Source organism: Streptomyces albireticuli (assembly GCF_021228125.1).
Classification (GTDB): domain Bacteria; phylum Actinomycetota; class Actinomycetes; order Streptomycetales; family Streptomycetaceae; genus Streptomyces; species Streptomyces albireticuli.
Window position 1 is genome coordinate 140294 of the sequence record NZ_JAJQQS010000004.1, and the last position, 12699, is coordinate 152992.

Genomic DNA, 12699 nt, shown 5'->3' on the forward strand with positions numbered 1-12699 from the left:
CAGTTTATCCGGCGTTCTCGTGGTTGGGGCATCCGGTTGGCCTTCACCGGTGGAGTGACCTGCGACACCCTCCGTCTCCGGAGCCCCTGGAGCCTCAGGAGAGACGGTCCGCCACAAGATCCCAGACGATGTCGGCGAGGCCCTCCTTGGGACCGAAGGGCACCGGGGTCTCGGAGCCGTCCGGCGCCAGCACGACGGCCTCGCTCCGCTCGGCGCCGAAGGTCTTCCGCTCCCCGACCTCGTTCACCACGAGGAGGTCGCAGCCCTTGCGCGCGAGCTTGGCCCGGCCGTTGGCGAGGACGTCGTCCGTCTCCGCGGCGAAGCCCACCACGATCTGGCCCGGACGGGGACGTTCCGCGGAGAGTTCCGCGAGGATGTCCGGATTGCGCACCAGAACGACCGGTTCCGGGTCCTGCCCGTCCCGCTTCTTGATCTTGCCGGAGGCGTAGGAGGCCGGACGGAAGTCGGCGACGGCGGCCGCCATCACCACGGCGTCGGCGTCGGCGGCGGCCTTGAGCACCGCCTCCCGCATCTGCGTCGCCGTCCCCACCCGCACCACATCGGCCCCGGCGGGGTCGGGCAGCTCGCTGTTGGCGGCGACGAGCGTCACCCTGGCCCCGCGCGCCACGGCCGTACGGGCCAGGGCGTAGCCCTGCTTGCCCGAGGAGCGGTTGCCCAGGAAGCGCACCGGGTCCAGGGGCTCCCGGGTGCCGCCCGCGCTGACGACCACATGGCGGCCCGCGAGGTCCATGGCCTGCCCCTCGGCACCGCGGGCCAGTACCCGGCGGCAGACCTCGAAGATCGCCTCGGGGTCCGGCAGCCGCCCCTTGCCGGTGTCGACGCCCGTCAGCCGGCCGACGGCGGGCTCGATCACGATCGCGCCGCGGCGCCGCAGGGTCGCCACGTTCTCCTGGGTGGCCTGGTTCTCCCACATCTCGGTGTGCATGGCGGGCGCGAAGACGACCGGGCAGCGGGCGGTGAGGAGGGTGTTGGTCAGCAGGTCGTCGGCGAGCCCGTGCGCGGCCTTGGCCAGCATGTCGGCGGTGGCGGGCGCGACGACGACGAGATCGGCCTCCTGCCCGATCCGCACGTGCGGCACCTCGTGGACGGAGTCCCACACCTGGGTGGCGGCCGGCTGCCCGGACAGCGCCGACCAGGTCGCCTCGCCGACGAAGTGCAGCGACGCGGCGGTCGGGACCACCCGTACGGAGTGCCCCGACTCGGTGAGGCGGCGCAGCAGCTCGCACGCCTTGTAGGCGGCGATCCCGCCGCTGACCCCCAGGACGACCTTGGGCTTGTCCATCGTTTGGCTTCTCCCCGCCATCTCGTGCGTACGTACGACCGTACGGTCCCATGACACACCACAGGCCCGGCAGGCGCTCCCCCCGACGAGACGCGGGAGGGGCCCTGCCGGGCCTGTGGCGGTGAGGAACCGAACGGCTGCTACTGGGCCGGGGCCTCGATGGCCTCGGAGGTCAGCAGACCGGCGTTGATCTCACGGAGCGCGATGGAGAGCGGCTTCTCGTGGACGTGGGTGTCCACCAGCGGACCGACGTACTCCAGCAGGCCCTCGCCGAGCTGCGAGTAGTAGGCGTTGATCTGACGGGCGCGCTTGGCGGCGTAGATCACCAGGCTGTACTTCGAGTCGGTGGCCTCGAGGAGCTCATCGATCGGAGGGTTGATGATGCCCTCGGGCGCGGTGATGGAAGAGGACACTGTCTGCCTTCCGATGGGGGTGGAGATCAGGAACTTCGGGGTGATATCCCCAGTTCAACGCAGCAAGGCTAGCAGCTCGCGCGCGACGTCCTCGACGGAGGTGTTGACCAACGTCACATCGAACTCCGACTCGGCCGCCAGCTCGACCTTCGCGGCGGCCAGTCGGCGCTCGATGACCTCGGGCGACTCGGTGCCCCGGCCGGTGAGCCGGCGGACCAGCTCGTCCCAGCTCGGGGGCGCGAGGAAGACCAGCTGGGCGTCCGGCATGGACTCTCGGACCTGCCGGGCGCCCTGGAGGTCGATCTCCAGCAGCACGGGCTCACCGGCCTCCAGGCGGTCGAGGACCGCCTGGCGCGGCGTGCCGTAGCGGTTGCCGGCGAACTCCGCCCACTCCAGCAGCTCACCGTTGGCGACGAGCTTGTCGAATTCGCCGTCGTCCACGAAGAAGTACTGGACACCTTCCCGCTCGCCGGGGCGCGGCTTGCGGGTGGTGGCCGATACCGAGAGCCACACCTCGGGGTGGGCCTTGCGCATATGGGCGACGACCGTGCTCTTACCGACCCCGGAGGGGCCGGAGAGCACGGTCAGCCGCGGTTGTCTGGCCGGGGGTACGGGGGACGTCCCCCGGGAGACTGCAGTACTCATGCAGTGATTATCCCGGTTCCCGGGAGTGCCTGGGAACGTCAGGCGGCCTTGCCGCCGAACTCACGCTCCAAGGAGGCGATCTGATTCGAGCCGAGCCCGCGCACCCGGCGGCTCTCGGAGATGCCGAGCCGCTCCATGATCTGCTTGGCGCGGACCTTGCCCACACCCGGAAGGCTCTCCAGGAGTGCGCTGACCTTCATCTTGCCGATGACTTCATTCTTCTGGCCCTGCTCGATGACCTCGTGCAGCGAGGCGCCGGAGTGCTTGAGCCGATTCTTGACCTCGGCGCGCTCCCGGCGAGCCGCGGCGGCCTTTTCGAGCGCGGCTGCGCGCTGTTCAGGGGTAAGGGGCGGAAGAGCCACGCCTACGTCACCTCGGATATCGAACTGTCGGATAACGGACCGGTGAGGAACCTAGTCGGCCCACACCTGCGGAGCAACGAGCAACGCGCTTGCACGTTCGCTCTCGTCGGAGACTAGCGGCCGATCCCGCTCCAGTCAGCGAGAACAGACGAAAAGTCCTGGTCAGACTCGCTCGACCAGGACCTTTCCGGACATAATGACCGACAATTCTTGTCCGAGATCTTGTCCCGGGTACCGCCGGGTACTGTCGGGAGCCCACCGCAGAGCCCTCCGCGACCCGTCCGCGGCCGGCCCGCGGACGGCCTGAGACCCGCCCGGGACCGACCGGGGACTTCCGCGGCCCGTACCCGCCGCCCGCGCCGGACGGCGGGGCGTTTCAGCGTGCCCCGGGACCGCCCGCGTCCGCCGCTTCCCGGACCTCGTCCGCGAACCGGGCGGCGCTCGCCCGCAGCGCGGCCGCGTCCGGGCCGTGCCGCAGCACGCCGCGGCTGACGTTCGGGACGACGTCGCGGACGGCCGCGCCGAAGACCTTCGGCAGGTCGGCCGCGGTCGCGCCCTGCGCGCCGATGCCGGGGGCCAGCAGCGGGCCGCCGATCGACAGGTCGGCCCCGGCCGCGCCGAGCGTGTCGCCCAGCGTCGCGCCCACGACCGCGCCGTACGAGCCCATGGCCCCGGCGGCGTTCTCCCCGGCGTTCTCGGCCCGGAGGTGGTCCAGCATCGTCGCCGCGACGCTCGCTCCCCCGGCGCGCACCGCGTGCTGCACCTCGGCGCCCTCGGGGTTCGAGGTCAGCGCGAGGACGAACACGCCGGTGCCGCTCTCGCGGGCCAGGTCCAGCGCCGGGCGCAGCGAGCCGTAGCCCAGGTAGGGGCTGACGGTGACGGCGTCCGAGAACAGCGGCGAGGCCGGGTCCAGGTAGGTGGCGGCGTAGGCGGCCATGGTGGAGCCGATGTCCCCGCGCTTGGCGTCCATGAGGACCAGCGCGCCGGCCTCCCGGGAGTCGGCGACGGCCCGCTCCAGGACGGCGATGCCGCGCGAGCCGAAGCGCTCGAAGAACGCGGACTGCGGCTTGAGGACGGCCACCCGGTCGGCGAGCGCCTCGACGACGGTGCGCGTGAAGCGCTCCAGGCCGGCGATGTCGTCGGACAGGCCCCAGTCGGCGAGGAGGGCGGCGTGCGGGTCGATGCCGACGCAGAGGGGGCCGCGCTCGTCCATGGCGCGGCGGAGGCGGCTGCCGAAGCTTTCGGCGGCGGGGGTGGTCACGGAGTTCCTCCGGAGGTCAGGGGGGTCGGGTGCGGTCCGTGGTCGGGTTGTGCCCACCTGTTCCGCCCCGCGGAACGATTGCCCACAACCCTGGGCGACGGCGTCAGGCCGTCTTCTGCCGCGTCGCCGCACCCACCGCGTCGGCCAACGTGGCGTACGGGCTCGCGGCCAGCCGCTCGGCGAGGCCGCGGTGGATACGGCGGCACCAGAAGGGGCCCTCGTAGATGAAGGCGCTGTAGCCCTGGACCAGCGTGGCGCCCGCCAGGATGCGCTCCCAGACGTCGTCCGCGGTCTCGACGCCCCCGACGCCCACGAGGGTGATCCGGTCGCCCACACGGGCGTACAGGCGGCCGATGACCTCCAGCGAGCGGGCCTTGAGGGGCGCGCCGGACAGGCCGCCGGCGCCGATGGCCTCGACGGTCCGCGCGGGGGTCTTCAGACCCAGGCCCTCGCGGGCGATGGTGGTGTTGGTGGCGATGATGCCGTCCAGGCCCAGCTCGACGGCGAGGTCGGCGACGGCGTCGACGTCCTCGTCGGCCAGGTCGGGGGCGATCTTCACCAGCAGCGGGACGCGGCGCGAGGTGACCGTGCGGTCCGCGGCCTCGCGGACGGCGGTCAGCAGGGGGCGCAGCGCCTCGGTGGCCTGGAGGTCGCGCAGACCGGGCGTGTTGGGCGACGAGACGTTGACGACGAGGTAGTCGGCGTGGGCGGCCAGCCGCTCGGTGGAGGTGACGTAGTCGGCGACGGCCTCCTCCTCGGGGACCACCTTGGTCTTGCCGATGTTGACGCCGACCGTCGTGCGGAAGGCAGCCTTACGGGCCGCGAGGCGCTCGGCGACGGCCGCGGAGCCGTCGTTGTTGAAGCCCATGCGGTTGATGAGCGCGCGGTCGGCGACGAGCCGGAACAGGCGCTTCCTGGGGTTGCCCGGCTGCGACTGGGCGGTGACGGTGCCGATCTCGACGTGGTCGAAGCCCAGCATGGCCATGCCGTCGACGGCGGAGGCGTTCTTGTCGAAGCCCGCCGCGAGGCCGAAGGGGCCGTGCATGCGCAGGCCGAGCGCCTCGGTGCGCAGCGCCTTGTGGCGGGGGGCCAGGACGGCGGCGACGAGGGTGCGCAGGACGGGCACCCGGGCGGCGGCGCGGATCCAGCCGAAGGCCAGGTGGTGGGCCTTCTCCGGGTCCATGCGCTTGAAGAGCAGATCGAAGAGGAGACGGTACATTTCAAGCCTTCTTGCGAGGGGGGCGGCGGGTCCCGGGCGAGGGGCCCGTGAGGGCTCGTGAGCGCGCCCGTACGGGCTCGTGGAGGGGGCCCGTGAGGGCGCGGTGAGGAGTCGGCGAGGGAGCCTCATGAAGAGGGGGACACCGGTCGGTGTCCCCCTCCTGTGCCCTACGCCTCGCGGGCGGCGGTGAGCGCTCCGGCGTGTTCCTGGAGGGAACGGACGCCGACGTCGCCGCGGGTGAGTGCCTCGATGCCCTGGACGGCGGCGGCGAGCGCCTGGACCGTGGTCAGGCACGGGACCGCGCGGGCGACCGCGGCGGTGCGGATCTCGTAGCCGTCGAGGCGGCCGCCGGTGCCGTACGGGGTGTTGACGATCAGGTCGACCTGGCCGTCGTGGATGAGCTGGACGATGGTCTTCTCGCCGTTGGGGCCCTCGCCCTCGCTCTGCTTGCGCACGACGGTGGCGTTGATGCCGTTGCGCTTGAGGACCTCGGCGGTGCCGGAGGTGGCCAGCAGCTCGAAGCCGTGGGCGACCAGCTCACGGGCCGGGAAGATCATCGAGCGCTTGTCGCGGTTGGCGACGGAGACGAACGCGCGGCCCTTGGTGGGCAGCGCGCCGTACGCGCCGGCCTGCGACTTGGCGTACGCCGTGCCGAAGACGTTGTCGATGCCCATGACCTCGCCGGTGGAGCGCATCTCCGGGCCGAGGACGGTGTCCACGCCGCGGCCGGAGGCGTCGCGGAAGCGCGACCACGGCATCACGGCCTCCTTGACGGAGATCGGCGCGTCCAGCGGCAGGGTGCCGCCGTCGCCCTCCCGGGGCAGCATGCCCTCGGCGCGCAGCTCGGCGACGGTGGCGCCCAGCGAGATGCGGGCGGCGGCCTTGGCCAGCGGCACGGCGGTCGCCTTGGAGGTGAAGGGGACGGTGCGGGAGGCGCGCGGGTTGGCCTCCAGCACGTAGAGGATGTCCCCGGCCATGGCGAACTGGATGTTGATCAGTCCGCGGACGCCGACGCCCTTGGCGATGGCCTCGGTGGAGGCGCGCAGCCGCTTGATGTCGTGGCCGCCGAGGGTGATCGGGGGCAGCGCGCAGGCGGAGTCGCCGGAGTGGATGCCGGCTTCCTCGATGTGCTCCATGACGCCGCCGAGGTAGAGCTCCTCGCCGTCGTAGAGCGCGTCGACGTCGATCTCGATGGCGTCGTCGAGGAATCGGTCGATGAGGACCGGGTGCTCGGAGATCAGGCCGGCGTGCCGCTCCAGGTAGCCGCCGAGGGAGGGCTCGTCGTAGACGATCTCCATGCCGCGGCCGCCGAGCACGTAGGACGGGCGGACCATGACCGGGTAGCCGATCTCGGTGGCGATGGCCTTGGCCTCGTCGAAGGAGAAGGCCGTGCCGTACTTCGGCGCGGGCAGGCCGGCCTCGGTGAGCACGCGGCCGAAGGCGCCGCGCTCCTCGGCGAGGTCGATGGCCTCGGGCGAGGTGCCGACGATCGGCACGCCGTTGTCCTTGAGCGCCTGGGCGAGGCCGAGCGGGGTCTGGCCGCCGAGCTGGACGACGACGCCCGCGACGGGACCGGCGAGGGTCTCGGCGTGGACGATCTCCAGGACGTCCTCCAGGGTGAGCGGCTCGAAGTAGAGCCGGTCGGAGGTGTCGTAGTCGGTGGAGACGGTCTCGGGGTTGCAGTTGACCATCACGGTCTCGTAGCCCGCGTCGCTGAGCGCGAAGGAGGCGTGGACGCAGGAGTAGTCGAACTCGATGCCCTGGCCGATGCGGTTCGGACCCGAGCCCAGGATGATCACCGCGGGCTTCTCGCGCGGCGCGACCTCGGACTCCTCGTCGTAGGAGGAGTAGAAGTACGGGGTCTTCGCGGCGAACTCGGCGGCGCAGGTGTCGACCGTCTTGTAGACCGGGCGGACGCCGAGGGCGTGGCGGACCTCGCGGACGACGTCCTCGCGCAGGCCGCGGATGCCCGCGATCTGGGCGTCGGAGAAGCCGTGCCGCTTGGCCTCGGCGAGGATGCCCGGCTCCAGCTTCTCGGCGGTGCGGACCTCCTCGGCGATCTCGTTGATCAGGAAGAGCTGGTCGACGAACCACGGGTCGATCTTCGTGGCGTCGAAGACCTCCTCGGGCGTGGCGCCGGCGCGGACGGCCGCCATGACCGTGTTGATCCGGCCGTCCGTGGGGACGACGGCCTTCGCCAGCAGCTCCGTCTTGTCGCCGGGCGTGGAGACGAAGTCGAACTGCGAGCCCTTCTTCTCCAGCGAGCGCAGGGCCTTCTGGAGCGCCTCGGTGAAGTTGCGGCCGATGGCCATGGCCTCGCCCACCGACTTCATGGTGGTGGTGAGGGTGGCGTCGGCGGCCGGGAACTTCTCGAAGGCGAAGCGGGGGGCCTTGACCACGACGTAGTCGAGCGTGGGCTCGAAGGAGGCCGGGGTCTTCTCGGTGATGTCGTTGGGGATCTCGTCCAGCGTGTAGCCGACGGCGAGGCGGGCCGCGATCTTGGCGATCGGGAAGCCGGTGGCCTTGGAGGCGAGCGCCGAGGAGCGGGAGACGCGCGGGTTCATCTCGATGACGATGATCCGGCCGTCCTCGGGGTTCACCGCGAACTGGATGTTGCAGCCGCCGGTGTCGACGCCGACCTCGCGGATGATCGCGATGCCGATGTCGCGCAGCCGCTGGTACTCGCGGTCGGTGAGGGTCATCGCCGGGGCGACGGTGATCGAGTCACCGGTGTGCACGCCCATCGGGTCGAAGTTCTCGATGGAGCAGACGACCACGACGTTGTCGTTGCGGTCGCGCATCAGCTCCAGCTCGTACTCCTTCCAGCCGAGGATGGACTCCTCCAGGAGCACCTCGGTGGTCGGGGAGAGCGTGAGGCCCTGGCCGGCGATGCGGCGCAGCTCCTCCTCATCGTGGGCGAAGCCGGAGCCGGCGCCGCCCATGGTGAAGGAGGGGCGGACGACGACGGGGTAGCCGCCGAGCGTGTCGACGCCCGCGAGGACCTCGTCCATGGTGTGGCAGATGACCGAGCGGGCGGACTCGCCGTGGCCGATCTTGGCGTGGACGGCCTCGACGACGCCCTTGAACAGGTCGCGGTCCTCGCCCTTGTGGATCGCCTCGACGTTGGCGCCGATCAGCTCGACGCCGTACTTCTCCAGGACGCCGTTCTCGTGCATGGAGATCGCGGTGTTGAGCGCGGTCTGGCCGCCGAGGGTGGGCAGGAGGGCGTCGGGGCGCTCCTTGGCGATGATCTTCTCGACGAACTCCGGGGTGATCGGCTCGACGTATGTGGCGTCGGCGATCTCCGGGTCGGTCATGATCGTGGCCGGGTTGGAGTTGACCAGGATGACCCGCAGGCCCTCGGACTTCAGGACGCGGCAGGCCTGGGTGCCGGAGTAGTCGAACTCGGCGGCCTGGCCGATGACGATCGGGCCGGAGCCGATGACCAGAACGGACTGGATGTCGGTGCGCTTAGGCACGCTGGCCCTCCATCAGGGTCACGAAGCGGTCGAACAGGTAGGCGGCGTCGTGCGGGCCCGCCGCCGCTTCGGGGTGGTACTGGACGCTGAAAGCCGGCTGGTCGAGCAGCTGGAGGCCCTCCACCACGTTGTCGTTGAGACACACGTGGGAGACCTCCACCCGGCCGTAGGGCGTGTCGGTCGCCGCGTCGAGCGGGGCGTCGACGGCGAAGCCGTGGTTGTGCGCGGTGACCTCGACCTTGCCGGTCGTACGGTCCTGCACGGGCTGGTTGATGCCGCGGTGGCCGTACTTCAGCTTGTAGGTGCCGAAGCCGAGCGCGCGGCCGAGGATCTGGTTGCCGAAGCAGATGCCGAACAGCGGCGTCCTGCGGGAGAGGACCTCGCGCATGACGGCGACGGGGTGGTCGGCGGTGGACGGGTCGCCCGGGCCGTTGGAGAAGAACACGCCGTCGGGGTTGACGGCGTAGACGTCCTCGGCGGTGGCCGTGGCCGGCAGCACGTGCACCTCGATGCCGCGCTCGGCCATCCGGTGCGGGGTCATGCCCTTGATGCCCAGGTCGATCGCGGCGACGGTGAATTTCTTCTCGCCGATCGCGGGGACCACGTAGGTCTCCTTGGTGGCGACCTCGGCGGAGAGGTCGGCGCCCTGCATCTCGGGGGCCTGGCGGACCTCGGCGAGCATCGTGCCCTCGTCGGGCAGGCTGTTGCCGGAGAAGATGCCGACGCGCATGGCGCCGCGCTCGCGCAGGTGGCGGGTGAGCGCGCGGGTGTCGATGCCGCTGATACCGACGACGCCCTGCTTGACCAGCTCCTCGTCGAGGGAGCGGCGCGAGCGCCAGTTGGAGGGCATACGGGCGGGGTCGCGGACGACGTAGCCGGCGACCCAGATCCGCTGGGACTCGGGGTCCTCGTCGTTCACGCCGGTGTTGCCGACGTGCGGGGCGGTCATGACGACCACCTGGCGGTGGTACGAGGGGTCGGTCAGGGTCTCCTGGTAGCCGGTCATGCCGGTGGAGAACACCGCCTCGCCGAAGGTCACCCCCACGGCCCCGTAGGCGCGGCCGCGGAACATCCGGCCGTCCTCCAGGACGAGTACGGCGGGAGCGTGCGCGGCTCCCCTGGTGGAGGTCGTCATCGTGCGCCTTCCATGTCGTGTCGGTTCGAGTGGTGCTGTGCGGTGAGGGCCCGGGCCCAGGCCGCGTGCTCGGCGGCGCGGTCGGAGCGGAAGCCGGAGTCGATCTCCCGGCCGCCGTGCTCCCAGGTGATCACCAGCAGGCCGCCCTCGGCGAGGACCTTGCCGGCGATGCCCTTGTCGAGGCGGGCGCCGCGGAGCGCGGCGGCGGGGATGAAGAAGTCCTCCGCGCCGGGCCGTACGACGCCGACGCCCTGGTCCGTCAGGGTGAGCTCGGCCCGGCTGCGGGTGCCGAGGCCACGGGCCACGATGCGGTCGAGCCACTGCCCGGCGGTGGTGGAGCCGTGGTAGCGGCCCGCCATCGTCAGGGTGGTCTCGCCGGGCTCCTCGGGGGCGGTGGGCAGCTCGGGCAGGTCGCCCTGGAGCGTGCCGCGCCACTTCCAGCCCTCGCGCATCAGCCAGTAGACGAGTGCGATGAAGAGCAGCAGTCCCACGACCCAGCCGATGCGTGCGGCCCAGTCGGTCACCTGCTGGGACTTCTCCTCAGCTGCGAGCGTTGTCAGAGTGTGCAGAGGTGTCACGCCAGTTTCCCGTCCACGACCGTCGCGCGGCCCCGCAGGAAGGTGTGGGTGACGCGACCCGGCAGCTCACGCCCCTCGTAAGGGGTGTTACGGCTGCGGGAGGCGAAGCCCGCGGGGTCCACGACACCACGGTAAGCCGAATCGACCAGGGTGAGGTTGGCGGGCTCCCCGGGAGCGATGGGGCGGCCGTGGCCGGACAGGCTGCCGATGCGGGCGGGCGTGGCGGACATCCGGTCGGCGACGCCGGCCCAGTCCAGCAGCCCGGTCTCGACCATCGTGTGCTGGACGACGGAGAGCGCGGTCTCCAGGCCGACCATGCCCATGGCGGCCGCGGCCCACTCGCAGTCCTTGTCCTCGTGCGGGTGCGGGGCGTGGTCGGTGGCGACGATGTCGATGGTGCCGTCGGCCAGCGCCTCGCGCAGCGCCAGCACGTCGCGCTCGGTGCGCAGCGGCGGGTTCACCTTGTAGACGGGGTTGTACGAGCGCACCAGGTCGTCGGTGAGCAGCAGGTGGTGCGGGGTGACCTCGGCGGTGACGTCGATGCCGCGGGACTTGGCCCAGCGGACGATCTCGACCGAGCCGGCCGTGGAGAGGTGGCAGATGTGCACCCGGGAGCCGACGTGCTCGGCGAGGAGGACATCGCGGGCGATGATCGACTCCTCGGCGACGGCGGGCCAGCCGCCGAGGCCCAGCTCGGCGGAGACGACGCCCTCGTTCATCTGGGCGCCCTCGGTGAGGCGGGGCTCCTGGGCGTGCTGGGCGACGACGCCGCCGAAGGCCTTCACATACTCCAGGGCGCGGCGCATGATCACGGCGTCGTCGACGCACTTGCCGTCGTCCGAGAAGACGGTGACGCCGGCTGCGGACTCGTGCATGGCGCCGAGCTCGGAGAGCTGCTTGCCCTCCAGGCCGACGGTGACGGCGCCGATGGGCTGCACGTCGCAGTAGCCGGACTCCTTGCCCAGGCGCCAGACCTGCTCGACGACGCCGGCGGTGTCGGCGACCGGGAAGGTGTTGGCCATCGCGAAGACGGCGGTGAAGCCGCCGCTCGCGGCGGCGCGGGTGCCGGTGAGGACGGTCTCGGAGTCCTCGCGGCCGGGCTCGCGCAGGTGGGTGTGGAGGTCGACCAGGCCGGGCAGCAGGATCTTGCCGTCGGCCTCGATGACCTGGGCGCCCTCGGCGCTCAGACCCGTGCCGACCGCGGCGATGGTCTCGCCGTCGATCAGGACATCCTGGGGCTCGCCGCCGAGGAGCTTCGCACCGCGGATCAGGATCTTGGTCATTACTTGTTCTCCTCGGTGCGGGCGTTGGTGGTGGTGACGGCCGGCTCGGAGCCGCCGAGCAGCAGGTAGAGGACCGCCATCCGGGTGCTGACGCCGTTGGCGACCTGCTCCACGGCCGTGCAGCGGTCGGAGTCGGCGACCTCGGCGGTGATCTCCATGCCGCGGTTCATCGGGCCGGGGTGCATCACGATCGCGTGCTCGGGCATCTTCGCCATGCGGTCGCCGTCCAGGCCGTACCGGCGGGCGTACTCGCGCTCGGTCGGGAAGAAGGCGGCGTTCATCCGCTCGCGCTGCACCCGCAGCATCATCACGGCGTCGGACTTGGGGAGCACGGTGTCCAGGTCGTAGCTGACCTCGCAGGGCCAGGTCTCGACGCCGACGGGCACCAGGGTGGGCGGGGCCACCAGGGTGACCTCGGCGCCGAGGGTGGTCAGCAGGTGGACGTTGGAGCGGGCCACCCGGCTGTGCAGGACGTCGCCGACGATCGTGATCCGGCGGCCGGACAGGTCGCGGCCGATGCCGGCGTCGCGGCCCACCAGGCGGCGGCGCATGGTGAAGGCGTCCAGCAGCGCCTGGGTGGGGTGCTCGTGGGTGCCGTCGCCGGCGTTGACGACCGCGCCGTCGATCCAGCCGGAGTTGGCGAGCCGGTAGGGGGCGCCGGAGGCGTGGTGGCGGATGACGACGGCGTCCGCGCCCATGGCCTCCAGCGTCAGGGCGGTGTCCTTGAGCGACTCGCCCTTGGAGACCGAGGAGCCCTTGGCCGAGAAGTTGATGACGTCGGCGGAGAGCCGCTTGGCGGCGGCCTCGAAGGAGATGCGGGTGCGCGTCGAGTCCTCGAAGAAGAGGTTGACGACGGTGCGGCCGCGCAGGGTCGGGAGTTTCTTGATCGGCCGGTCGGCGACCCGGGCCATCTCCTCGGCGGTGTCGAGGATCAGGACGGCGTCGTCGCGCGTGAGGTCGGCGGCCGAGATGAGGTGGCGCTTCATCCGGTTGCTCCGTGGTTGAGGAGGTGTGGGGGGAT

11 protein-coding genes are annotated in these 12699 nt (G+C 71.5%); all 11 read right to left on the minus strand.

From position 1 onward, the window contains the following. Window positions 1-94: 94 nt before the first annotated feature. Window positions 95-1303, minus strand: coding sequence for a bifunctional phosphopantothenoylcysteine decarboxylase/phosphopantothenate--cysteine ligase CoaBC (coaBC, locus tag LUZ64_RS08965; protein ID WP_211304984.1), 1209 nt, complete (start codon window positions 1301-1303; stop codon window positions 95-97). Between the two features lie 140 nt (window positions 1304-1443). Next, on the minus strand, window positions 1444-1716 hold the full coding sequence (rpoZ, locus tag LUZ64_RS08970) for a DNA-directed RNA polymerase subunit omega (RefSeq protein WP_004948662.1): 273 nt from the start codon (window positions 1714-1716) through the stop codon (window positions 1444-1446). A 54-nt stretch (window positions 1717-1770) separates the two neighbouring features. Beyond that, complete coding sequence (gene gmk, locus LUZ64_RS08975) at window positions 1771-2361, minus strand: guanylate kinase (protein ID WP_095580805.1); 591 nt, start codon at window positions 2359-2361, stop codon at window positions 1771-1773. A 38-nt stretch (window positions 2362-2399) separates the two neighbouring features. After that, entirely contained in the window at window positions 2400-2723 is a 324-nt protein-coding gene (locus LUZ64_RS08980; protein WP_087928986.1) for an integration host factor, read from the minus strand. 376 nt (window positions 2724-3099) lie between these two features. After that, window positions 3100-3984, minus strand: coding sequence for an orotidine-5'-phosphate decarboxylase (gene pyrF, locus LUZ64_RS08985; protein ID WP_095580807.1), 885 nt, complete (start codon window positions 3982-3984; stop codon window positions 3100-3102). A 103-nt stretch (window positions 3985-4087) separates the two neighbouring features. Continuing rightward, a complete protein-coding gene (locus LUZ64_RS08990; protein WP_095580809.1) occupies window positions 4088-5203 on the minus strand; it encodes a quinone-dependent dihydroorotate dehydrogenase in 1116 nt (371 codons plus the stop codon). 167 nt (window positions 5204-5370) lie between these two features. Beyond that, complete coding sequence (carB, locus tag LUZ64_RS08995; RefSeq protein ID WP_095580811.1) at window positions 5371-8682, minus strand: carbamoyl-phosphate synthase large subunit; 3312 nt, start codon at window positions 8680-8682, stop codon at window positions 5371-5373. Next, window positions 8675-9817 (minus strand): glutamine-hydrolyzing carbamoyl-phosphate synthase small subunit, encoded by a 1143-nt coding sequence (gene carA, locus LUZ64_RS09000; RefSeq protein ID WP_095580813.1) that lies wholly within the window; start codon window positions 9815-9817, stop codon window positions 8675-8677. Before carA ends, carB begins: the two co-directional genes overlap by 8 nt. Beyond that, the gene (locus LUZ64_RS09005) at window positions 9814-10395 is read right to left on the minus strand and encodes a PH-like domain-containing protein (protein WP_095580815.1); all 582 of its coding nucleotides are present in this window, start codon (window positions 10393-10395) and stop codon (window positions 9814-9816) included. The genes carA and LUZ64_RS09005 overlap by 4 nt, the downstream gene beginning before the upstream one ends. After that, entirely contained in the window at window positions 10392-11678 is a 1287-nt protein-coding gene (locus LUZ64_RS09010) for a dihydroorotase (protein WP_095580817.1), read from the minus strand. The genes LUZ64_RS09005 and LUZ64_RS09010 overlap by 4 nt, the downstream gene beginning before the upstream one ends. After that, the gene (locus LUZ64_RS09015; RefSeq protein ID WP_095580819.1) at window positions 11678-12664 is read right to left on the minus strand and encodes an aspartate carbamoyltransferase catalytic subunit; all 987 of its coding nucleotides are present in this window, start codon (window positions 12662-12664) and stop codon (window positions 11678-11680) included. The genes LUZ64_RS09010 and LUZ64_RS09015 overlap by 1 nt, the downstream gene beginning before the upstream one ends. Between the last annotated feature and the right edge of the window lie 35 nt (window positions 12665-12699).